This window comes from Lactonifactor longoviformis (assembly GCF_042848515.1).
In the GTDB taxonomy this organism is placed as follows: domain Bacteria; phylum Bacillota; class Clostridia; order Lachnospirales; family Lachnospiraceae; genus Lactonifactor; species Lactonifactor longoviformis.
Map to the genome: position 1 here is coordinate 3,105,275 of NZ_AP031453.1, position 23,561 is coordinate 3,128,835.

The 23,561-nt window shown below is 45.4% G+C and carries 19 protein-coding genes; all 19 read right to left on the reverse strand.

Annotated elements, in window-relative coordinates:
- Nucleotides 1-283: 283 nt before the first annotated feature.
- On the reverse strand, nt 284-1,120 hold the full coding sequence (locus ACGHCT_RS14225) for a tyrosine-type recombinase/integrase (RefSeq protein ID WP_072852895.1): 837 nt from the start codon (nt 1,118-1,120) through the stop codon (nt 284-286).
- Between the two features lie 285 nt (nt 1,121-1,405).
- A complete protein-coding gene (locus ACGHCT_RS14230) occupies nt 1,406-2,185 on the reverse strand; it encodes a hypothetical protein (protein ID WP_390436448.1) in 780 nt (259 codons plus the stop codon).
- A 138-nt stretch (nt 2,186-2,323) separates the two neighbouring features.
- A complete protein-coding gene (locus ACGHCT_RS14235; protein ID WP_390436449.1) occupies nt 2,324-3,604 on the reverse strand; it encodes a sensor histidine kinase in 1,281 nt (426 codons plus the stop codon).
- Nucleotides 3,537-4,316: a LytR/AlgR family response regulator transcription factor gene (locus ACGHCT_RS14240; RefSeq protein ID WP_390436450.1), complete on the reverse strand. Its 780-nt coding sequence runs from the start codon at nt 4,314-4,316 to the stop codon at nt 3,537-3,539. Before ACGHCT_RS14240 ends, ACGHCT_RS14235 begins: the two co-directional genes overlap by 68 nt.
- A 24-nt stretch (nt 4,317-4,340) precedes the next feature.
- On the reverse strand, nt 4,341-8,612 hold the full coding sequence (locus ACGHCT_RS14245; protein ID WP_390436451.1) for a leucine-rich repeat protein: 4,272 nt from the start codon (nt 8,610-8,612) through the stop codon (nt 4,341-4,343).
- A gap of 81 nt (nt 8,613-8,693) precedes the next feature.
- Nucleotides 8,694-9,314, reverse strand: coding sequence for an LPXTG cell wall anchor domain-containing protein (locus ACGHCT_RS14250; protein ID WP_390436453.1), 621 nt, complete (start codon nt 9,312-9,314; stop codon nt 8,694-8,696).
- A gap of 55 nt (nt 9,315-9,369) precedes the next feature.
- Nucleotides 9,370-10,371, reverse strand: a complete 1,002-nt coding sequence (locus tag ACGHCT_RS14255) for an LCP family protein (protein WP_390436455.1) — start codon at nt 10,369-10,371, stop codon at nt 9,370-9,372.
- Nucleotides 10,361-11,143, reverse strand: coding sequence for a class B sortase (gene srtB, locus ACGHCT_RS14260; protein ID WP_390436456.1), 783 nt, complete (start codon nt 11,141-11,143; stop codon nt 10,361-10,363). Before srtB ends, ACGHCT_RS14255 begins: the two co-directional genes overlap by 11 nt.
- Nucleotides 11,127-11,903: a YveK family protein gene (locus tag ACGHCT_RS14265; RefSeq protein WP_390436458.1), complete on the reverse strand. Its 777-nt coding sequence runs from the start codon at nt 11,901-11,903 to the stop codon at nt 11,127-11,129. The genes srtB and ACGHCT_RS14265 overlap by 17 nt, the downstream gene beginning before the upstream one ends.
- A gap of 38 nt (nt 11,904-11,941) precedes the next feature.
- Entirely contained in the window at nt 11,942-12,634 is a 693-nt protein-coding gene (locus ACGHCT_RS14270; protein WP_390436460.1) for a CpsD/CapB family tyrosine-protein kinase, read from the reverse strand.
- The gene (locus ACGHCT_RS14275) at nt 12,615-13,349 is read right to left on the reverse strand and encodes a CpsB/CapC family capsule biosynthesis tyrosine phosphatase (RefSeq protein ID WP_390436461.1); all 735 of its coding nucleotides are present in this window, start codon (nt 13,347-13,349) and stop codon (nt 12,615-12,617) included. Before ACGHCT_RS14275 ends, ACGHCT_RS14270 begins: the two co-directional genes overlap by 20 nt.
- A gap of 44 nt (nt 13,350-13,393) precedes the next feature.
- Nucleotides 13,394-14,149 (reverse strand): immunoglobulin-like domain-containing protein, encoded by a 756-nt coding sequence (locus ACGHCT_RS14280; RefSeq protein ID WP_390436462.1) that lies wholly within the window; start codon nt 14,147-14,149, stop codon nt 13,394-13,396.
- A 112-nt stretch (nt 14,150-14,261) separates the two neighbouring features.
- A complete protein-coding gene (locus ACGHCT_RS14285) occupies nt 14,262-14,789 on the reverse strand; it encodes a VanZ family protein (protein WP_390436464.1) in 528 nt (175 codons plus the stop codon).
- A 39-nt stretch (nt 14,790-14,828) separates the two neighbouring features.
- Complete coding sequence (locus ACGHCT_RS14290) at nt 14,829-16,364, reverse strand: BCCT family transporter (RefSeq protein WP_390436465.1); 1,536 nt, start codon at nt 16,362-16,364, stop codon at nt 14,829-14,831.
- Nucleotides 16,365-16,602: 238 nt separating this feature from the next.
- A complete protein-coding gene (gene wecB, locus ACGHCT_RS14295; protein WP_390436467.1) occupies nt 16,603-17,790 on the reverse strand; it encodes a non-hydrolyzing UDP-N-acetylglucosamine 2-epimerase in 1,188 nt (395 codons plus the stop codon).
- 44 nt (nt 17,791-17,834) lie between these two features.
- Nucleotides 17,835-19,031: an NAD-dependent epimerase/dehydratase family protein gene (locus ACGHCT_RS14300; protein WP_390436468.1), complete on the reverse strand. Its 1,197-nt coding sequence runs from the start codon at nt 19,029-19,031 to the stop codon at nt 17,835-17,837.
- A gap of 100 nt (nt 19,032-19,131) precedes the next feature.
- Nucleotides 19,132-20,178, reverse strand: a complete 1,047-nt coding sequence (locus ACGHCT_RS14305) for a polysaccharide biosynthesis protein (RefSeq protein ID WP_390436470.1) — start codon at nt 20,176-20,178, stop codon at nt 19,132-19,134.
- Between the two features lie 30 nt (nt 20,179-20,208).
- The gene (locus tag ACGHCT_RS14310; protein WP_390436471.1) at nt 20,209-21,651 is read right to left on the reverse strand and encodes a lipopolysaccharide biosynthesis protein; all 1,443 of its coding nucleotides are present in this window, start codon (nt 21,649-21,651) and stop codon (nt 20,209-20,211) included.
- Nucleotides 21,652-21,667: 16 nt separating this feature from the next.
- Nucleotides 21,668-23,557 carry a hypothetical protein gene (locus ACGHCT_RS14315; protein ID WP_390436472.1) on the reverse strand — a complete coding sequence of 630 codons (1,890 nt, stop codon included), beginning with the start codon at nt 23,555-23,557 and terminating at the stop codon, nt 21,668-21,670.
- Nucleotides 23,558-23,561: the final 4 nt, after the last annotated feature.

Consider the following 23,561-nt stretch of genomic DNA (forward strand, 5'->3'; position numbering starts at 1 on the left):
TTACATAATATTCATTATGTGACCTATTGGGGTGTATGAGCCAGGCAAAAGGGCCCGGATACTTTTGCTCATATGTCGGAAAATAGTAAAAAAGGCGCAGAAACAAAGCCGACAGAAGCATGCTTCACCATCGGCTTGTTTTTGCTGCCTTTTAAAAAAAAACGCCCTGAAACGCCTGTTTTCCCTTGAGAAAAAAGACGTTTGGTGCTATTATATAGTATGAATTATTCATATGTGACACAATATTTATGTACTAGCCGGCAAGAATGTCACATAATGAATATTATGTTGTGAGCAGTATCTTTTGTACCTGTTCCATACGGCTGATATGCTGATCCCCGGTCTCCATGGTGTAGATTCTTGTGGTATTTATGCTGCTGTGTCCAAGCAGATCCGCCAGACGAACGATGTCTTTTTCTATGCTGTAGAAGACTCTTGCAAAAAGGTGTCTGAGATTATGGGGGAAGACCTTTTCCGGCGCCACCTCTGCTGTTCTGCACAATTCTTTCATCTTTCTCCAGATATAACTCCTGTCCAGGGGTTTTTTATTTTTCCCTAAAAATACCGGACCGCTTTGAAGACCTGTTTTTTTCATATACTCCTTGAGCAGCTTTTGCAGAGGTCCCGGAATAAAAATGATCCGTGTCTTATTCTTGCAGTTTACCGCTGCTTTTCCCTGGTACACTGCTTCTGCCGTGATGTACTGCAGCTCCGAGACACGGATTCCCGTCCCGCAGATTGTCTGCAGTACATAGGAAGTCTGGGTGCCCGCTGCCGCCTGCACCAGACGCTTATATTCCTGGCGGGTAAGTTCCTTTTCCTCCCGGCAGAAAATCTGCCTCTGGATTTTCAGAAGTCTGACACAGCATTTCTGCATGCCGAAAAACCGCAGAAATCCGTTTACTGCCACGAGCATAGAATTCACACTTACCGGGGCATAGTTCTGCGCCAGATATTCTTTGTAGGCAATGGTCTCTTCCTTGCTGACGGTACGATCCTCCAGAAATGCGAGAAAATGTCGGATATCCCGCATATACTTTTCAAGAGTTGCCTGACTTTTCTCCTCTTGTCTCAGGCATTTCTCATACACAGATAATTCATGATTTGTGATACGCTGCATGTATATTCCTCCAAAATCTATTTTTACATATTATCATTTCCGACACATGCAATAATATGTAACTATATAAAATCAAATCCAGCCGGAGGTATGAGCTGACGCGGAGTATATCGTTCATATCCTGGTCATGGAATATTATACTAGATATTGTAAAAAATTCCATACTGTAAAATCAACGCCGATCTGTGACCCTGGGCATAAAGGTGAGGCGGCTGCAGACATGAGAAAAGACACCTCATATCTGAAGTGTCCGTCTCACAAAACAGCGCACTGCCTGCCCCCCTGTCACCAGCCAGTGATTGTCTCTGTCCATCTCTCAATTTTATCCCCGAATTCCTCTCCCCACTGTTCCATCTTCCTCTCGTACTCTGCTTCCAGATGTTCCAGCCGCTCTTCTACCTCTTCCGAATACGTCTCTGCATTCAGGTTTCCCATCACGGCGCGGATCAAAGGCTCATCCAGATGGAGTTTCCATTCCCCGTCTTTCTGATAAAGTATGGCAGTGACCGCTTCCGTGCGGGTTCCCTCTGCCTGCTCCAGATAAGTAAGTACCCTGCCTTTGTCATAGTCTATCTCGGACAGGCTGCGTACCAGCTGCCGAAGTCCGGTTCCGTCAACTTTTATCATATCCTCCATTATGTGAATCGTATAATTCCCCATAACGTCCGTCATATCCGTATTGGTGATCTCCAAATCAATCTCTGCCTTATCGCCCTGCCTTCGCACCTCACCCAGGTTCCAGGACAGATTTCTGACAACCTCCTCTGCAAACCGCTTATTGGCCTTGTATTTGCTCCCCCTTTTCATCCCCGGCTGCTGCAGCTCGTTAAATATCCGGTATTCCCGTTCTGTGGGAATCCCCAGCCAGTTTTTATAGGTTTTCACATAATTGTCCGTATACTGGTTACACGTTTTGAAATCCAGCTCCTTTACTGCCTCCAGGGCAGTTTCCACTGCATCTGCGGGAGTCCCGGCCTTTGCCGCACCGCCCTTTCCCCCGCAGGCAGTCATACACAGGGACAAGATCACAATGGTTAGTATTCCCCTGCCGGCTGCTTTTTTCATGGGCGTTATCCTCCTCTGCTGCTGTTTGTTCTATCTCCCATAGTACCCGGCCCCCTGGGAGGATTCAACAGGGAGAGCATCATTAGACGGTCAGAAAGCAAAAAAAGGCGCCTCTTCCCGGCAGACAGGCGGCATAATTTACTGCCGTACAGGAAACATGGCTGCAAAATAAAACCATCCGTCCCTGCACTGCAGTGTACTTGTTCCATGATTTCTCTTTATCACTTCCTCTACATTCAGGAGCCCGATTCCATGCCCCGGTCCCTGCTTTCCGGAATTCACCACCTTGTTTCCCCTAATCTCCACCGGTGCTTTCACCGGGTTTCGGACGGAAAGGATCAGCTGTTCCTCTTCCTGTATCATCTTAAACTGTATCACCTTTTTGAGGTCTTCCAGCTTTTCACATGCCTCTATAGCATTGTCCAGCAGGTTTACCAGCAGAGTAACCAGGTCCTCATCCTCCATCGCCAGTCCGGACAGATCGTTCACAGCCAAAACCATGGCAATGCCCTTTTCCTCCGCGTACCGGTATTTTTGGTTTAACACCACATTAACCACTGTGTGATTGGCATTTACCGTATCTGCACTTTTCTTAAGGCTCCCCGACAGCTTTGCCGCATAGCCTGCAGCCTCCTCTTCCTTTCCCTCTGCCAGAAGCCCCTGGATGCAGGTGAGCTGGTTTTTATAGTCGTGGAGGAATTTTCTCTGCTGCTCATAGCTTCTTTGCATGCTCTGATACACAGCCATCTGGTTCCTGGTACGCTCCCGGGAAAGCCGCAGGTTCTGCATCTCCTCTTCTTTCTCCAGGATATCTCCTGTAAAGTACAGGGTAATTCCAAAAAACACTGCAAACCCCATAATTATCACAAGTCTTGCCGCAGCATTCACCGTGCTGCTGTCCCAGAGCACCATACTGAGGGCCACAGCCACTACCATGCTGCATACTGGCAGATACCCGAAGCGAAGCCACCCCGCGCTGCGAAGCCGGCCTCTCTTTCTGCAGCGGATATGAAACAAAAGCATAAGCAAAACCAGAACCCCTATGGCCAAAGGCTCTATCATCTGCTCCGGGATCAGAGGTCCCCGGGGCAGAGCATAGAGCACTGCCCCGGTGAGTATCTCCGTCATCCAGAAAACTGCACAGAACAGCACCGTCAGTACAAAGTTCTGCAGGATCCTGAGCTGGTAATAGATCTGTGCCGCTATAAAGATGATCAGAATCAGACGCACAGGCTGAAGAATATAGGGAGGAATCCTGGTAAATGAAATCACCATAAATCCCAGTGTGAACCCCGGCAGGCTTGTGCTCCCGAGCCATTTTATCCCCGGGGTCCGCCTCTTCGCCAGTGTCTCAAAGTAAATCTTGCAGCACAGCCCCATCAGAAGGCATAGGACAAGGCTTTTCACCACAGTTCCCATCACAATGCCCCTTATAAGCCACAAATGCTTCTTTTACTGCCTGGTGTCTGCGGCGGGGTACGGGAAGCTCTCCTCCCACATCCAGTTCGGCTTTGTAATTGCTGATTCTTAGAATGTGTTTCATATTCACCAGATAGCTCTTATGAATCCGCAGAAACCCATATCCCTCCAGCTGCTGTTCTATGTGATCCAGCTTGTCATAAATGGCAAGGTTCACAAGCTCTGCTTCCAGACAGAAAAAGACTGCTTTGTGCTTCCTGCTCTCAATATATAGAATATTGTCCGTGTACAGCCTCCGTTCCCCCTCCAGAAAGGAGAAGGATACCTGCCGCAGCTGCCGCTTTCGCAGTATGGCATCCATACATTCCTCCACTGCGGTGTCCAGGGTATCTTTCAGAATATACCGCACGGCATTTACCTTATAGCCTTCCAGGACATAGTTGAAAAATGCTGTGACAAACACAATCTCTGTACGGGACTGAAAGGCGCGAATCTGCTGGGCCGTCTCAATGCCGTCAATGGCATTCATACTAATGTCCAGAAAAACAATGTCATATTGTACAATATTTTCCCTGCGGCTCAGGAAATCCTCCCCGGAGAGAAACCGAGTGATGGCATACTCCAGCTGCCGCTTCTTGAGATACCCTGCCAGAAGCGTCTGTATTCGGTCTCTGTAATACTTTTCGTCATCACATATAGCAATTTGCAGCATAAGAATCTCACTTTCCGTCAGTTATCAAACCCAGCGGCCATCGGCCCCTACATAAGAATTTCCTACCCAGGTGTTAACTGCCATGGCTCCGCTTCCGCCAAAATAATACCAGTCCCTTCCAATCTTCTGCCATCCGGTCTGCATCGCTCCGCTTCCGCTCAGGTAGTACCAGGTCTTTCCGTCCAGTACCCAGCCCGTCTGCATCGCCCCGCTTCCGTTCAGGTAATACCAAGTTCCTCCGCTCCTCTGCCACCCGGTCTGCATCGCCCCGCTTCCGCTCAGGTAATACCAGGTACTTCCTGTCCTCAGCCACCCCGTCTGCATCGCCCCGCTTCCGTTCAGGTAATACCAGGTTTTTCCGTCCAGCAACCAGCCCGTCTGCATCGCTCCGCTTCCGTTCAGATAGTACCAGGTGCTGCCGGATTTCACCCACCCGGTCTGCATGATACCCTCCGAATTCAGATAGTACCAGGTTCCTGACGGCCGGATCCAGCCGGTCTTGCGGTACCCTCCCTCATCGAAATAATACCATTTTCCGTCAATCAGTTCCCACTTGCTTTTTGGATAGCCGCCGTGGGCATAGGCATACCACCATCCCCTGGCATCTGACCGCCAAGCCCCTGAGATATAGATGACAAATTCTTTTATCACAGTCCCTGTCCAGCTGCCCTTCCCTGTAATCACAATCTTTCCGGTTCCCGGGTTCTTGTTGTCTCTGTAAGAGAGCGTATAGTCTGTTCCTTCGATCAGTATATTTCCCTCTGCATCTTTTACCGTTACAGACGGCTTTATCTCTTTTCCTGTGTAGACTGCCTTCTCCGAAGAGGTGACAGACGCCTTGTTCAGCTCCTTAATTTCTCTCTCATGATAGGTGAGATACAGTTCATTATTATAGATATCCAGCGTCAGCTCTGCCTCAGGCACATCTGCCTCATATCCCTGGATCGCAATGGCTGCTTCCCTCACCGTCTCACCTGCCGTCCCTTCTCTGGTAACGGAAGGGCTGATAAATCTGCCGTTTCCATCTACATAGTGCACAGTATAGGATACTTTATCGGGAAGGATTGTGATAGGATAAGACGTATTTTGATCTCCATAAAACACCTGCACGGAGCTTTCTCCGATGGTCCGCGCAGTCACGGCAGCGGTCCATCCCTCCCGGATGACTTCAGAAGCTCCGCTGCTGTACTGCACCGTAAGCTCCATACCGGCGGTGTCAGCGTCGTCAAACAGGCGGTATTCCAGCTTATCCGGCAGTTTGCTCACCGATATACTCTCCACCTTGGGTTCTTTGGGTACGAAAGCAGATCCGCTTTCTTCTGCAATCACCTCCCCTGAGGTCCCGGCAACCCCGGCGACTTCGGCAAGGGGAGCATTCTCAAAGCATTGTTCCCCGAATACGGCATTCTCTGAGAGAATTCCCATTCCTTCCAGCGCCGTACAGCCCGCAAAGGCCCGGGCGCCCACGGCGGCCGCGGAATAGGGGATCTCTGTCTGGCCCAGGCTGACACAGTTTGCAAATGCTTCCTCCCTGATCTCCCTGATTCCTTCCTCCATAGAGAGGACGGTAAGGCCGGTACAGTCCGCGAAAGCAGACGCCTCCACGGTATGCACTCCGCCTCCTATATAAACCTCTGTCAGATTCTTGCATCCCCGGAAAGCCTGGGAGCCCACGGCTGTGTCCTCCGCCTCAATCACCAGTGTCTGTATATTGGTATCCCCTAAAAACGCATTGTCTGCAATCCGGCTCACCGGATATCCCAGAACCTCACCGGGAATGACCAGGTTCTTGGGCGTCTCCTCCAGCGCATATCCAGTCACTGTAAATGTACCGTCCCCGTTTGGTATCCCCTTCAGATTCGTTGCCTCATCCCTCAGAATCTGGGCTTTGCACATTTCCAGGTATTTCTCTACACTATATTTATCGTATATGGTCTGGGCGTCTTTCAGTCTCTGTTTGGTGCGGGTATAGCCAGGTTTGTCTACCAGCTTTTGTGTCAGTGTAATGTCCCGCTGCAGAGATTTCAGATACGTCCCGTAGAGGATTTTATATTTTTCTATCTGATCCTCTATGTCATCCGGGCACACGCCCTGATTTTTATATTCCAGGAACGTAATCTGCTGTCCGGTAATCAGCCTGGCGCGTATACAGTCAGTAAAAGAACGCTGTATTGTGGCTTTTATAGCCTTATCCGCATTGGGAAGCATAAGACCCATGATCTCTGCGGTTCCCGATACAACCAGCTGTGCCACCATACTTACCGCCTCTTCACCGGCGCTTCCGCTTTTCCAGAAGTGGCTGACCAGATTCAGCAGTTTTTCATCTGCCTGACCGGTGAGCCACCCTAAGGCTTTTCCGGAATAGAACTTTTCCAGGAAAAATGCCCCGGGTGTATTCTCATTGAGACTGATCTCCTTTTCCAGAAGATCCAGTCCCCGGTACAGCTCCGACTGGATGCCGTACTGTCTGCATTCTTCCTTTAATTCACCAATCAACGTCTTATCCGTCTCAAGAAGAAGAATGCCTGTCACTAAAATGTCTCCCACTGACAGGGCTGAATTCAGCTTTTTTAAGTCCCTGCTGATTCTTCCGGCATCACTTTCACACTGCTTCAGCAAAGAGATGCACTTCTTCTTTGGGAGATCCGGGACTGCCTGATGGAGGGCGTCCGCCCAAAGCTCCACATTTATGGTATCTCCTGCCTCCAGGATGGCGTTCAAACCCTTCAGCTCCTTCATCACCGCCCCCGTTTGGCTCTTCAGGCTGTCAAAATAGCGTTCCTTCTCTGACAGGTCACTGATAAATTCCTGGGTCTGTTCCTTGAGGAGCTTATCGTATAGCCGTTCATAGGGGCTGTATGGCAGACCGAGTAAATCGCACAGTATTCCCAGATGCTCCTCCAGCAGAATGCTGGTGCCCCCTTCCTTCAGCGCGTACTGGTATGAAGACAGAAAATTATGCTTGTACACCTCGTCCAGGGCGCCGGCTGCAGCGTCCCACATGAACTGCTCCACCTGAGAAACGGATGTATTGCTCAGATACTGGGGGTATTCTGTAAACAGCTCCAGGTCTGAGATCTCCCGGGGAGACTGGGTGTCAGAGATAGTGGGATCCGGCCCTTCCAGCATAGTTCCGGGCTCCATATACTGAAGCGGCGTCTCAATGGCCTCGGGAGCGCCGCTCATATTCTTGCCGTATTCGTTAAATCCCCATACCCAGACACTTCCGTCCTTTTTCACCGCAAAGGAGAAGTCTGAGAGCTTCACACACTCCACCTCATCCATGATTTTAACAAATTCTGCGGAGCTTCCCTCCGGGCCGTTCCCCAGGGCACCCCAACTGTCCCCTCCGGTAGTCCACAGGGTTCCGTCATTTTTCACTACGGCGGAAAAACCGGAGCCGAAAGTGTCCGCCATCTTCACGTCTTCCATTACCATAACCGGCTCCGTGGAATTCTCTCTGGTTCCGTTTCCGAACTTGCCACCGTTTTCTCCCCAGAACCACAGTGTCCCGTCGGTCTTAAGTACCGCAAATGTCCCGTTTTCTCCCACGCTCACGTCGGCAACTCCATCCATCACAGGGCTTGGTACGGGGCTGTCCTCCGTGGTTCCGTCCAGAAGCTGCCCCATGTGATTTCTTCCCCAGATCAGCAAGGTGCCATCGGTTGTTATGGCCGCAAAATTGCCGCTTCCCATGACTGCTTTCTGCACATTGTCCAGCAGCTTCACCGGATGGTATATTTTTTTCTCCTCCGTAATCTCCTTCTCCACAAATATCCCATCGTCATTGGCTCCCCAGAACCACAGACTGCCGTCCTTTTTCACTGCAAAAGACATAAGATTTCCTGTAGATGCCTGCGCCACCTCATTCATCACCTGTACAGGTTCCGCATGATTCCCGTAAGGCGATTCAATCCCCAGGGTACCGCTCTGGTTATTTCCCCACATCCACAGACTGTCATCTTCCTTTACCGCCAGGCCGTTGGTATGGGAAATCACCGCAGACACCACATTATCCATAACCTTTTCCGGGGCGGATACATCACTGAAGCTCCCGTTGCCCAGCTGCCCCCAGTTATTGGGCCCCCAGGTCCAGAGACTGTTATCCTTTTTCACAATTCCGTGGGCAGCATTTACGCCGCTACCGCTGTGAGAAACCCTTGTCCTGTAGTCAAGCTCCCTCCCCGCAGTTTCCGCCGGATTTCCTTCCTTTTCCGCCCTGAGGCTTATGGGCTGGCTCAGGAAAACAGTAAACGCAGTTACACAGGCAATCAGCCTTTTCGCAGTCTTTTTCATGATAAAACCTCCCTCGTATGTTTACCACTAGTATACTAAAAGAAAAAGCCCGGAACTCTCCGGGCTTATATCCTTATCTTCTTATGCTTCTTTTCTCTTCCTTGAATAAGTAACAGCCATTCCGCCCAATGCGATAACAGCTACGATACCAGCCATTCCGAGAACATTGAATTCTCCGGTCTTTGGAGATTTCGCAGATGTGCTTGTTGAAGTACTGGCCGCTTCTGCAGCTTCCTTGTCAACTACGAAGGCTACCGGGGATAAAGAATCAAACGTAGCGGTAATCGTACCGTTACCGGCTTTTACATCCTTTGTAATTCTTTCCCAGGCAGAACCATTATAATGCAGAACTGCTACTGTGCTTCCGGCTTTCACGCCCGGTACCTGGAATGTAATTGTTACAGGGAATGTTGTCCCATCCGGAACTGACACTTCCTTAACGTCTACTACCTGCATACCCTCTTTAAAGTCATCACCCAAAAGTTCCTTAATCTTAGCTTCCGTTTTTACTTCTTCAACCGCTGCCTTGTATTCTTCCGGAACTTCTTTAATCTCTACTGTTACTGCATTTCCATTGGCATCAACAGCACTCTCGATCTTGGTTACCACACCGTCTACGCTTACACTTGGCAAAGCGAAAGCTGTTACGGCAGTTGCCACAGTCAGCACCGCTGCGCTTAATAAAGCAATCATTTTTTTCATTTCTTTTATCCTCCTGTCTTTTGCTCCTCACTTGAAACATAAATTCATTATAACACTATTGGTCCACTTTGTAAAACATTTCCATCAATAAATCCTTTAATTTTGCCTCGTCAATGATGTATTCTTCATGCTCTTCCCCGTTTTGGACCTCTCCGGGTACATACTCTGTCTCATCGTAGAGAAGCTGATATTCCGACAGCTGGTTGATCTGGTCCGCACTCAGGTCTGTCACCATATAAGAGGCCACCAGGGGGTAAAAAGTTTCATAGTAATCCCCGGCTTTGCCTGCTTTTCCTTTCAGAGCTGAAATCAGTGCGGGCAGATACTGTACCTGGCGCTCCATGCGCTCATTGTTGCTGCCTTCCTCGTTCGTATCCCGATAGCGGACATACTTTTCTGCCTGCTCTCCAGTGAGAGTGATGGTGCTCCCCTCTGTGAAGGCAGGGTCAATTCTCGTATAATCTTTTGGAACAGTAATGGTCACACCGCCCACAGCGTCGTTGATGGTACTAATCGCCTCTATGTTCAGGGAAATATAACCGTCAATGGGCAGATCATACAGCAGCTCAGATACTGTCTTCTTCATTGCATAGCAGCTGCTCTGTCCCCCGCTGCCGTAAGCATACTGGGTGGCTAACTGCGCCTGTACTGTGGTATAGTAATTCCCGTTGGCATCGTAGATATCAACATCTGTCATGGAATCTCTGGATATCTGGAGAATTCTGGCCGTCTTGTCCTTCTTGTTCAGAGACAAGATCATAATACTGTCCGCCTGGCCGGCCTTCCCCGGGGTATCCTGGAGCACAATCTGTTCCTTTTTATCCACCCCCATAAATAAAATATTTTCTATATCACGGTTATACCGGTACTCCTGCCCCTGATAATACACAGCATCTGCGCTGGCCGGGGCAGTTGTCCCGGCAGTATCTTCACCGGATACCGCATCTCTCTTCTCTTCCATCCTTCCGGCCAGCCAGAAGATCAGGCCGCCTATGATCAGCAGAAGGATAAGAATAAGTATAGTCAAAATTACTGTTTTTTTCTTTTTACTGTTCATCTGTCAGCACCGCCTCCACAAGAAACCTCTGCTGCTCATTTCCGTTGCAGGTGGACAGCGTCAGAATCCTGTTCTCTGTGCTTACGGAAATGTCATCCCTCACATAGCTGGCCATGCTCCTGGCATCCCGGAGGGAATCCAGAAATTCCTGGTACTGCGTCTCCTGGGCAAAATCAAAGCTTCTCAGAATATGTCTGTTGTCATAGGTCACTGCCGCAAATACCTGATAGGTATAAATGTGCTCCGGTGTGTAAATATAAATCAGCGAATGCTCTTCCATGTACGAACTGTCCATATATTTCTTCAGATGTCCGAACATAGTGCCGTCCCGCATATCGTGGCCGTAGATCACGGTGTTGGGATCGGTAAAGTCCCTTTTATTCAGAGATTCTGTGAAGATAGAACCAGGAAGCCCCTCTGCTCCCTCCACGGTATGGTTCAGATAGTAGGTGTCATCCTCCGGCCGCTGAACCACGGGATAGTCTATTTCGGTATCCGGAATGCGGATCCAGGCATAGATCTCAGGATTCGTACTCTGCAGCCCCGCAAAATCAATGGGAATCTCCGGCTTTTCTTCCTCCGCAGGAGGCGGAGTTTCCACTTTTGGAGGCTCTTCCTCTTGTTCAGGTTCTTCTTTCACCTGGTTCTGCTCTGCCATTTTCTCATACACAGCTTCCTTTTTCTGCTGGCTGATGTAATAATATGCCCCAAAAATGACAGCCCCCAGAAAGATTACAAAAAAAACCCAGAATAATTTATTGCTTCTTTTCACTCAATGCCTCTTTCTTATATTCCTTCAGCGCACGCTGCTTCCCTGCTTTCTCCTTTTCCCTGCTCTTTACATAGGGTATGGTTGCCAGAGTTGGCAGTCCAAGATATTTCTCAACGTCTTCTTCTGTCTGAATGTTGTCATTCAGCATAAATCGGATGACAAGGACCGCACATACCAGGACAATACCTGCCAGAAAGCCAATGACTGTGTTCTTCTTCATACTGGGGCTCACCGGCTTCTCAGAGACCTCCGCCAGCTCTACCGTTGTGGGGGGATCTGCTTTCATAATGTCAGCCATCCGGTCCGCCGTCTCACCGGCCACTGCATTGGCTACAATACAGGCATCCTGGGGATTGGCTGAGGTTGCGGAGATTGTCAGAATACGGGTCCCCGTCTTGTTGCTCACCTGAATCATCTCCAGAATATCCTTTCTCGTAAAGGACTTCCCCTCTTCCTCTTTGAGCCGCTCGATAGCAGCATCGATCACTGGTTTACTGGTTGCAATCACCTCGAAATCAGCGGTAAGCTCTGTACCAATCTGAATATCTGCCAGGGAAGTCACACTGGTGGTTTTGTTCAGTATATAGAGCAGCGCATTGGACTGGTATTTAGGCGTCAGCAACCCTGCGGTGATACCCAGAGCTATGATCCCCCCCATAAACGCACAGATAGCAATGAGCCACCATTTTCGCAGCAGTACATGGAGAAGGGCTCCCAGGTCAATTTCCATTTCATCTTCAAATTCTCTGTTCTTGTTCATCTTGTTCCCCTTTTGGAATGTATTTCACGTTTCCTCTTTTAGTAATAGCTGGTGTACTTTCCATAGTAACCGCCGTATTTCTTCCCATAATAGCCATTGCCCTTATAATCTACTTTATTCAGGACAACGCCCAGGACATTGCTGTTGGCAGCCTTCAGCTGGCCCACCACGCTTTTAGCCTCATTCCTGGAGGATTTGTCCGCTGCCAGGACAAGGACGGAACCGTCACATATCTTGGCAATCACTGCCGCGTCAATGACACTTCCAAGAGGCGGAGTGTCTACGACTATGTAATCAAAGGTGCCCTTAAGCCCCGCCACCAATTTTTCGAATCTGCCATTGCTCAAAAGCTCCGTGGGATTGCTGGGAAAGATTCCCGAGGGAATCATAAATAAGTTTTTCTTGTTGGTGGAATAAATCACATCATTAGCTCCCACCTGTCCGGAAAGCAGATGACTGAGACCTTTGGAGGGATTCTTCAAATTGAGCCTGTGAACCAGAACGGATTTCCTAAGATCCGCATCCACAAATAACGTATTCTTTCCGCTCTCTGCCAGGGCAAGCGAAAGGTTATAGGACACCACCGATTTTCCGTCGTTGGGTGTGCAGCTAGTAACCGCGATGGCCCGGTTCTCCACCCCTGTAAATTCCAGATTGGTTCTGAGGGTACGGTAGACCTCTTTCTCCCGGTTGCTCAGCTCCACATCATCTCTAATTTCTAACTTTTCCACTGATATTTTCTCCTCTCAGTAATTTTTCAGGATTATCTCTGGTAATGGTCATCACACAGTCTTTTCCGGCCTTTTTTCCCAGATAGGCAAGGCACTCCTGCATCTTCGGCCGCCGGTGCTCCCACCCATGGGCGTCGGTTCCTATAAAATGAATCAGGTCACGGCGCGCCAGCCTGAGAAGAAACCGCCGCATCTGCCATCCGGCCCGTCCGGTTATACTGGATGCGTTGACCTGGATATATGCGCCTATATTAACCATCTCTGCAATCTTTTCTTCCTTCAGCAGGTTTTCATAGCGTTCTACATGTGCCAGCACCGGCAGATAGCCGGCGTAGCGGAGCTTCTGGACTGCCCTCCGGACATAGCTGAATTCTTCGTAAATTGGAAATTCCACCAGCACATAACGGGTATGATTCAGGGTAAGGGCGTCCCCGGAATCCAGGGCGTCTATGATTCCCTCACTATAAAATAACTCATTGCCGGGATATAAGGCTACCGGCAGCTTTGCCTTCTGAATATATTGGGAGAGGCTCTCAAAAGCTTCCGCCCTTTTTTCTATGACTGCCTGGTCCATGCCGCACTCAAAATGCGGGGTGGTTATGATGGCATCAATCTTCTCACCCACAGCGATGGCAAGCATCTTCTGGGACTCCATTATATCACCTGCACCGTCATCTATGCCTGGTAAGATATGGTTATGTACATCAATCAACAATATTCGTTCTCCTCATCTGTACTCTATCCTGCAGAATCCGTATTCTATTCAACAGTTACCTGAAGCTTCTCTACATTAGACTGATGTCCGTCACTGTCTGTCACGGAGTAGGATACCTCGTAAGTCCCGGCCTGTGAAGTCTTAACCTCTCCGCTTACACGGATTTTACGGTACAGATCTTCTCTTGAGTCCTTATCATCGGTGATCTCCCGGATGTAGTCCATGTAATTAAACTTTGTCCCTTTTTTCAGCGTTATCTGGTGCTCTGTCAGCCGGAAAGCGGGACTCCCTTCCGGAAGCTGGGAGATGGCAGCTTCCGTTTCATCCGCAGGGGGAGCCTGGGATTCCGGAGCGCCGCCTGTCTCCTGCGCTTCCGGAGTCTCTTCTCCCGTGTCCGGCGTATCTTCTGCTGTATCCTTTGCCTCTGTGTCTGTATTCTGATCTTCCGGGGGCGCTTCGGTGTCTGCGCCGGCTGCGCCCTGGTAGTTGATTTCACATTGATATTTGGTTACATTATTGTGCTTGTCAACGGCAACAAAGGTAACCGTTGCCTTATTTCCTGAAAGGGCAGGTACGATGCTTTCAACCATCAGGGTGTCAGAGACATCCCCATCCTTTTTATCAATGGCTGTTACTCCTCTTAAAAGTTCCTCTTTGTCCTGGCCTTCCGTGTAAGTAAGGTCAGTTGTCTCATCGATCTGTATTACAGGGCCTTCTCTGTCTGTTGTATATACTAAGCAGGCTACGCCGGCGGTTATGATGATACATCCCGCCAAAATTAAAATAACAGACTTCTTCATTTTTTGTTTTGCTCCTTCTTCTTTACATAATGTTCCAAAGTCCCCTCAATGTCTACGTTTTCAAGGACAATTGCCACAAAGGGATTTTATCATATCTAAGTAAATAAGTCCACTAAGTCTTCCGTACGCTCACGGTATTTGTAATCAGACAGCCTGCCATACACCCCAGTGCATTATGAATCATATCGTCCCATTCGAACAACCCCCTGCAAAATACCAGCTGACAGGTTTCAATTACTGCAGATACCAGAAGTCCCCACAGCAGCCCCTGCCGCCAGGTTACTTTCCGGTGCAGAAGGATGGGAAGCAGTATTCCCATTGGAACAAGTAAAATGCAGTTCAGCAGATTTTCTTTCAGCAGCTCCCTGTTATGGTTTACGATGACTTCCCTCCAGGACCAGAAGGGCTGCAGCTCAAACTGCCGCTTGGAAGGCATCCTGGTAAATACAGTGGAGCCGAATACAACGGAAAGGAAAAGCACCAGAGATATTCCGGACAGTGCCTGGGAAGGCTTTATCTTTTGATGCCGGAGCAGATAACCTGCCGCAAACAGAGCAGCGGCCAGCAGCAGGGCAACACAGAGCATTTCCCGGGCCGTCCACGGTCTGTTATGTGTAATTAAAATCTGATATACGTCCAATTAGCTGCTCCTTTATTCTTTGCTGCGTATGCCGGTCAGCTACTTTTTCCCTTTCATGTACTTCTTGGCATCTTTTAAAAAGCTCCACACAATCAGGACCATTATAAAGCCGATAGGAAACGCGGAAACTATGCTCACAGACTGCAGGTTGCTCATAGAGCTTTCCGCAAATATAAGTGCAATGGGAAGCAAAATCAATAAAATGCACCACATCAGCTGGATCCCTCTGTGGGGCTGTTCCCCTTCCTCCAAAACGTGATAGCTGTAACAGGATGCCGTCAGCGCAATAGAGTCAAATGAGGTAGCATAGAAAGCGATCATAGTTACCAAGACTACTACTAACACCAGGGGTGCACAGGGCATGGTCCCGATAATATCCGTAATCAGTCCGTAGGCATCTCCCGTCTCCTTATATTTTGTCAGGAAATCCGCAGTTCCATTCATCTGTTTTCCTAAAGAATAGTTGCCCAGGATAATAAAGCTCATGATCGTAGAGCCTACACCAAAGACGTACCCGCCCAAAATGGTCTGTCTTACGGTACGGCCTCTGGAAATATTGCCGATAAAGAAGGGGGCGGCCACGCACCATACCATCCAGTACGCCCAGTAATAAATGGTCCAGTTTTGCGGAAAGGAGGTTGTCCTCTGGGGATCGGTGGCAGTTGCCAATTCAAAGAAATTCTGAACCATCCTTCCCAGAGAAGAAAATCCTGTTTCTATGATATATCTGGTCTCCCCGCCGAAAAACAGAACGTATGCCAGAAGGCCAAAGAACAGGTAAATACATGCCTTTGCCAGAATACTGATTCCCTTAAAGCCGTGAAGCAATGAATATGTATAAATAAAGCAGGTAATGACAAGTATAACGGCTGTCACAACGGAACGATTGAGCTGGATGCCAAACAGACTGTTAATAATATCAACCATCAGCGGGGTCGCCACACTAAATGTAGTTGCTGTACCCGCCAGCAGGGCAATGACCGCCAAAAGGTCTATGAGACGGCCGGCTATGCCATCGGTATGTTTTCCAAGAACCGGGCGGCATGCCTCAGAATATTTCTGACGTTTTCTCTTTCTTACATGAAGCATAAATCCAAAAGCAACGGCAAGAACCAGATAAAAGCCCCAGGGAATCAGACTCCAATGAAATATGGGGTACACACTGGCCCAATCCTGAATACTTCCCATCTCTGCGATATGGGGATCTGCCGCATACATAAACCATTCAGAGAAAGAATAAAACAGGATGTCTGCCGCCAGTCCGCAGGTAAACATCATAGAACCCCATGCAAAAAAGGAATACTTCGGTTTCTCTCCCGGATCTCCGAGAACTATGTCACCGTATTTTGACACGGCCACGTAGATAGAAACCAAAAAAATGCCGAGTCCTATAATTAGGTAATAAGTTCCGAAGGTATTTCCGAAGAAATACCGGATTTGGCTCAATACGGCGTTGGATTGTTCCGGCATAAAAAAGAATAGAATACACAATACCACGATAAGCAGGAAGGGGACAAGGGTTATCATCCAGTCGACTTTTTTCTTGATTAAATTTTTGTTAGAATTATTGTTCACTTTTTGTTCTCCATAAATGTAGTTTAGGCTCTTGGAAGTTACAGTCTTTTGCTGGTACAGAGTTGAGGCTGCTCAATTCTATTGGCATATTTAAGTTTATCTTCCTATGCTGGTTTTGTCAAATTTATATTATATACAAAGGAGCTATCTTAAGTGGACTCCTAATACTTGCAATTCCTTCATTCTTAATGATCTTCTAATTAAATTATTTTGCTGTTTGTATTTTTGAAAGAAATTTTTACGATTTTCTCCACACCATCTTATCTACAACATCTGTATAACTCTGAATTATTTTCACTACTTTTGAAGAAACGTTCTCCTCAATGTAATCTGGTACTGGTATGCCAAAGTCCCCTTCAAGATTCATCTGTACCGCTGTATCCACTGCCTGCAATAAGGACTTTTCATTGATCCCGGCAAGCACGAAACACGCCTTGTCCAATGCTTCCGGGCGTTCTGTACTTGTTCTGATACAGACTGCCGGGAACGGATGTCCCACACTTGTAAAAAAGCTGCTTTCCTCAGGCAGGGTACCGGAATCAGAAACAACTGCAAAAGCGTTCATTTGCAGGTGATTATAATCATGAAAGCCTAAAGGCTCGTGCTGGATTACACGTTTGTCAAGTTTAAATCCGGATGCAGCCAGACGGTTTCTGGAACGGGGATGACAGGAATACAAAATCGGCATATCATACTGCTCCGCCATCTTATTGACTGCTATAAACAGGGACAAGAAGTTCTTCTCCGTATCAATATTTTCCTCTCTATGGGCGGAAAGCAGAATATACTTCTGCGGCTCCAGTCCCAATTTCTTCAGAATATCCGACTTCTCGATCTCTGCAAGATTCTGATGAAGCACCTCTGCCATGGGAGAACCGGTCACATAGACACGCTCTTTCGGCAGACCACACTCATGCAGATATTTTCTTGCATGCTCAGAATACGCCAAATTTACATCCGAAATAATATCTACAATACGACGGTTCGTCTCCTCCGGCAGACACTCATCCTTGCAGCGGTTTCCGGCTTCCATATGGAAAATCGGGATATGCAAACGCTTTGCCGCAATCGCTGACAGACAGGAATTGGTGTCGCCCAGGATGAGCAGTGCATCCGGTTTAATCTGGCTCATCAGCTTATAAGAACAATTAATGATATTTCCAACCGTTGCTCCGAGATCGTCGCCAACCGCATCCATATAAACTTCCGGATCCTCAATCTTTAAATTCTCAAAAAAGATACCGTTTAAATTATAATCATAGTTCTGTCCCGTGTGGGCAAGCACCACATCAAAGTATTTCCGGCATTTGTTGATTACTGCCGCCAGGCGGATAATCTCCGGACGGGTTCCAACAATAATAAGAAGCTTTAGCTTCCCGTTATCTTTCCATTTCACTTCTGAATAATCAGTTCTAATTTCTGTCATATCTATGTTCCTTCCATTTTCCCGGAATCTTCTAAAATAGTCTCTTACACCGGCTCAAAAAATGTATCCGGTCTTTCCGGATTAAAAATCTCGTTACAGGTCATAACTGTTACCAGATTTTCAGTATCACTCAAGTTAATAATATTGTGCGTCCATCCAGGAATCATATGAATAGCTTCAATCTTATCTCCACTGACCTCAAACTCTACTGTTTCCCCAGTATGAATATTTCGTTCCTGAATCAATCCATGACCGGCTACCACGATAAAAAGTTCCCACTTGGAGTTATGCCAGTGCTGACCTTTGGTAATCCCTGGTTTAGAAATGTTGATGCTAACCTGTCCGCAATCCGCTGTATGTACCAGCTCTGTAAAAGAACCTCTGTCATCCACATTCATTTTCAGTTCATATTTAAACTTTTCTACCGGAAGATAGGTTAAGTAGAGAGAATACAGCTTTTTTGCAAAAGAACCTTCCGGCATTTTCGGAACCATCAGCGTTTCCGGCTGAGCTTTAAACTGTTTCAGCAAATCCACGATCTCGCCCAACGTTACTTTATGTGTCACCGGCACACAGCAATATTTTCCATTCTCAGTGACAACAGTCTCCACACCATCAAACTCACAGTGCTGCTCTTTTTCCTCAAGCAGGTCATACATTCCTTCTACAAGATCATCAATATACAGCAGTTCCAGCTCTGTGCCAGAGTCATTTACAGTAAACTCCTCGTCATTTGCCACTGCCCAGCAGAATGTGGATACTGCGGAATTATACTTCGGTTTGGAATGTCCCATCAGGTTTGGAAAACGGTAAACCGCAACCTTCGCACCTGTCTCCTCTGCATAATCAAAGAACAGTTCCTCTCCTGCCTTTTTACTTCTTCCATATTCTGAATTGCCGAATCTTCCCGAAAGCGTTGCCTGAATGGAAGAAGAAAGCATGATTGCAGCTTTGTTATTATACTTCTTCAATGTATCTAATAATACAGAAGCAAAACCGAAATTCCCTTTCATAAAATCTTCCAGATTTTCCGGTCGGTTCACACCTGCCAGGTTGAACACAAAGTCTGCTGTTTTACAATATTCATCCAGTTCTTCCAGTGTGGAATCTTTATCATACTCATAGATTTCGTCTATCTTAAGATTCGGACGGGTTCGGTTTTTATTCTCTTTAATATTTCTCAGATTTGTACACAGGGCAGTTCCCACCATACCCTTTGCGCCGGTTACTAATATGTTCATAAAATTACACCTCAAAATTTTTTGATAGTCTATTACACAATACAAACTCTTTCAGCTGCTAATAATTTTTTCTACCAGATTAAACAATCATACGCCATCTCTATAATTTCAGATTATCCTTCGCCAGTTCTTCCTTAATATATGTAAGAACAGCAATCTTCGCTTTCGTTTCTTCCACGGTCAAAAGCCTCGTATTATTGGAATTGAACTCTCTCAGTTTTACCCTCTCCGTATTACCCTGTGTGAAATACTTATCGTAATTTAGTCCTCTCTTGTCACATGGAACTCTATAAAAGTTACCTAAGTCAATAGCATGAGCGCACTCCTCGTTTGTCAGAAGTGTTTCATACATCTTCTCACCATGACGAATGCCAATAACCTTAATATCTTCTTTTTTTCCGCCAAACAGTTCACACACTGCCTCGGCCTGTGTCTGGATCGTACAAGCCGGCGCTTTCTGCACCAGAATATCCCCTGGTTCGCCATGTTCAAATGCAAACAGGACAAGATCAACGGCTTCTTCGAGAGACATAATAAAACGAGTCATAGTCGGTTCTGTCAGTGTGATCGAATTTCCATTGCGAATCTGATCAATCCAAAGAGGAATAACAGAACCTCGGGAGCACATAACATTGCCGTACCTCGTACAGCAGATTTTCGTTTTCTTAGTAGTGCGGCTCTTTGCAACAATCACCTTCTCCATCATCGCCTTGGAAGTTCCCATTGCATTTACCGGATATGCAGCCTTGTCTGTTGAAAGGCAGACAACATTCTCAACTCCCTCTTCAATGGCAGCAGTCAGAACATTTTCTGTGCCGAGTACATTTGTTTTTACAGCCTCGATTGGAAAAAACTCACAGGATGGAACCTGTTTTAGCGCTGCTGCATGGAAGATGTAGTCAACACCATACATCGCATTCTTGACAGATGAAAGATCACGGACATCGCCGATATAAAAAGCAATCTTATCTGCAACATCCGGCATCTTTGCCTGGAATTCATGACGCATATCATCCTGCTTCTTCTCATCACGGGAGAAAATACGGATTTCTCCAATATCTGTCTGAATAAAACGATTCAAAACTGCATTTCCAAAAGAACCAGTACCTCCTGTGATTAATAATGTTTTGTCTTTAAAAGTACTCATTTTATTTTTCCTTCCTTTTAGAATGTATTTCTATTTCATCGTTTTTTTGTTTGCAACGAATTTTTTTAACAATATCAAACCTACTGCAAACATTCCTATAATACTTACATATCTCAAAATCACAAATTTATATGTAAGCAATCCGGAAAGTGATGCTGAAACCACTCCAAGCGATAATATAATTATTTTATTATTGTCATATACTTTGTTCAGCGAACCTATTCGTTTTCTATATTCTTGGTAAGCACAGAACATTAAAATACCTGCCATAACAATGTATGAAACTAATGTTGTGTATGCAGCAGCCATATATCCTAATTTTGGAATAAACAATGCATTAAGCACCACGTTTAATATCGCCGCAATTACTGATGAAATCATAATGTATTTTGTCTTTTTCAAGTACACTAATATATTTGAATACATATTGGAAACCGATGTAAAAAACACTCCCGCAGCTATCGGAGGCATAATATAAATTGCTTCATAGTATTCCTCTGTTGCTAATATACGTACAATCTCTGGCGCACAAAATACAAGCATAACTGCAATCACTCCATACAATCCTAACATGCCAAGTGAAATCTCTCTAATTCTGTGTTGTTTATTTTCCATATTCTGATACAAATATGGTTCAAATGAAGAATTTAGTGCTGACCAAACCATAATCGATAATGAACTTACTGTATACAAAGTACTATAAATTCCAACTGCACTGTTATTCACAAGCTTTCCTATCATCAAACGGTCTGATGTGTTCAGTACCTGTGACGCAATCGAATATCCTACTAAAGGCAAACTCAGTTTCAGCGAAAAAGACCAATATCTTTTATTAAAGAATGTCTTTCCTCTGCCCATAGTAGCAATCCAAATAGCCAGTGCTACGCCGAAAACAATAATATAGTTTGCAAATAATCTTCCCTCAGCAATATGCTGTGATTTTGCACCATTCATTTTTATAACAACAAAAATTGATAATGCTGAAGCAATAATTGCTGAACAAATTGTTATAATCCCCGGTAGTTTATATTTATACTCATATCTTTGTCGTGATAACCAAAAATCTCTGGCTGGTGCAACAAAAAATCCAAATAACATCAGCAGCATTAATTTACTTGACAATCCGGTAACATTATTCCAAAAAGAAGGTTTTATAAAATATACGATTGAAAAAAGTATTGCTATCAATGATGTCAATGATAATACCGATGATACATATTGATTTCTTTCCTCTTTAAATTCTTTTAATGCAATCGTAAATCCGCCTGATGTCAGTGACAATGTTGCTATTACTCCCAGCATTGAATACCATGAACTGAAAAGGTTAACTTCACCAATTTCCTCTGTTGTCATTAAACGAGTAAAAATTGGTGTCGTAATAATTGCCAGTCCCCTTGAAAACAGTGTAGCAAACAAAAATACCACTGCTGATCGGATACCAAGAGGTATTGCAGAAATTTTATTTTTTTTCACACTATTTCCCCCTGACTCATTTCCTTACTAAAACAGCCTGATCAAAATAATATATCTGCCCACAGTTTCCATAATAACGAATCAAAGGCTCTGCAATTCTTTCTTTTAACCAGCTAGTCCCATCATCAAAGCTAATCGCTATTTCTCCCCTCTGCCCTGAAAATATAAGCATATTATCTAGAGACTGAAAATAAAAACATGGTTCACCTGCTTCATATACAGTTTGAAATTTATTTCTATTGTCTATATCTGAAAGACATCCTTTAAAAATTCCTGTTGAATTTCTTGAAATATGCAAATCACGTCCTGCTGCAGTTTCTATTTCCCTTCTTTTCAAAGTATCATGATCAGAGGCATAAATAATTGTTCCTCTGGAATCATCTTTCAAAATGACTCCCATTGTCCGTTGTATTGATTCTTCAGCAGAATTCAGTCGGACTATCTTAAATTCTTCCCATGCATGTTTTATTGCAAATGTATCTGCTTCCTTCATTTGCATATACATAATCCAGCCATTTGGATATATCTCTCCTGTTCCCCATATCCATCCATCTTTTATTTTGTTAACATGGTGAATATGTCTGCATGGAATGTTAATAGCCGGATTCGCTACAAATTCATATAACACTATTTGTTTATCGTCCAGCACTTCTACTTTAAAAAATAAGTTGTTCCCACTGCTTGTTTCTGAAATTTGATTATTCATTATCCAACAATCGTCGTCAGTCGGAAGAGTTGAAGAAAAAGCAATTATATTCCCTGTTTTTAAAAGGTGTTGATTTTTAAACTCGATTAAAAGCTGTTTTCCATCTGCAATTTTCTTGACTTCACCACAATCTGTCCATCTAAATAATTTATCCGGCTCTTTATTATCGTAAGAAGGAACCACCAAGTTTCTTTTAAATATTCTAACCGTTGTCCAGTCTATCTCCTTTAATTCAGGATCGATGACAGGATTGCCAAAATTTTTTCCCCAATCTTCAACATCTCCTTGAGCAAACTCATATTCACCGGCATCTGTAAATTCATACTTACAGTACCAATTTCTTCCACCGTCTGTAGAAGCAAAGATACAAGTTCTTACACCACAATGCACATTACTTCTATATGTTGCCATAAGGCTCATTTTATAGTCTTTTTCTCCGGTTCCTATATAATGGAAAGGATTAGCTGCCAAATCTCGAGAATACAAATAAAACCTTGGTACTATCCTCTTTCTTCCGTTAGCTACAATTACCGAATGATCTGAAAATCCTCCATTACCATATTTATCTTGAAAATCTTCAGAAGTATTTATTTGAGGATGATGCTCGTAACAATCTGCCGGAAGTCCCGGATAAAACCGTTCCCACGTTTCGCACTCCTTTGTCTGAGATGGATACTGCCGTTCTGGCAAATCCCATACAACACTTTCTTCGAAGTTAACGATATCTCCAGACTTACTAAATCCTTCAATTTCTCTTTTTCTTGCTGGATAGTTATGAAATATTTGTGCTTTCGTCGTTATAATAACCATACGAGTAATTTTTTGATATTTATTTTCAGCCACTTCTCTCATATATGGTATTAACTGGCATGACAATATTTTACTTCCTTGAATAATACCTGGGAAGGTTTTTTCATTCAAATAAATATGATATCTAATTACTTTATTACGGTATGGGCACAATATTAAGTGATTCTCATCTCTTCTTTTTTGAATCACAGTAATATTTCCATATGCGGCAATAATCTTATCTGCACCATATGCATATTGATAAAACGTATATTGGGCAGTATCTGCAGTTACAAATAGATCCTTATACGGCTTTTTACTTATGCGGAAGTCTTTTCTATCCCCAATATACTGATAACCTTTTTCTAATACTCGTTTAAAATTCATCATTGAAATCCTATCACTTATCATCTGG

Coding starts and splice junctions, on each gene's coding strand:
- ACGHCT_RS14225 (WP_072852895.1), bottom strand. CDS start 1,120: ATGCAGCGTATCACAAATCATGAATTATCTGTGTATGAGAAATGCCTG.
- ACGHCT_RS14230 (WP_390436448.1), bottom strand. CDS start 2,185: ATGAAAAAAGCAGCCGGCAGGGGAATACTAACCATTGTGATCTTGTCC.
- ACGHCT_RS14235 (WP_390436449.1), bottom strand. CDS start 3,604: ATGGGAACTGTGGTGAAAAGCCTTGTCCTATGCCTTCTGATGGGGCTG.
- ACGHCT_RS14240 (WP_390436450.1), bottom strand. CDS start 4,316: ATGCTGCAAATTGCTATATGTGATGACGAAAAGTATTACAGAGACCGA.
- ACGHCT_RS14245 (WP_390436451.1), bottom strand. CDS start 8,612: ATGAAAAAGACTGCGAAAAGGCTGATTGCCTGTGTAACTGCGTTTACT.
- ACGHCT_RS14250 (WP_390436453.1), bottom strand. CDS start 9,314: ATGAAAAAAATGATTGCTTTATTAAGCGCAGCGGTGCTGACTGTGGCA.
- ACGHCT_RS14255 (WP_390436455.1), bottom strand. CDS start 10,371: ATGAACAGTAAAAAGAAAAAAACAGTAATTTTGACTATACTTATTCTT.
- ACGHCT_RS14265 (WP_390436458.1), bottom strand. CDS start 11,903: ATGAACAAGAACAGAGAATTTGAAGATGAAATGGAAATTGACCTGGGA.
- ACGHCT_RS14280 (WP_390436462.1), bottom strand. CDS start 14,149: ATGAAGAAGTCTGTTATTTTAATTTTGGCGGGATGTATCATCATAACC.
- wecB (WP_390436467.1), bottom strand. CDS start 17,790: ATGACAGAAATTAGAACTGATTATTCAGAAGTGAAATGGAAAGATAAC.
- ACGHCT_RS14300 (WP_390436468.1), bottom strand. CDS start 19,031: ATGAACATATTAGTAACCGGCGCAAAGGGTATGGTGGGAACTGCCCTG.
- ACGHCT_RS14305 (WP_390436470.1), bottom strand. CDS start 20,178: ATGAGTACTTTTAAAGACAAAACATTATTAATCACAGGAGGTACTGGT.
- ACGHCT_RS14315 (WP_390436472.1), bottom strand. CDS start 23,557: ATGATAAGTGATAGGATTTCAATGATGAATTTTAAACGAGTATTAGAA.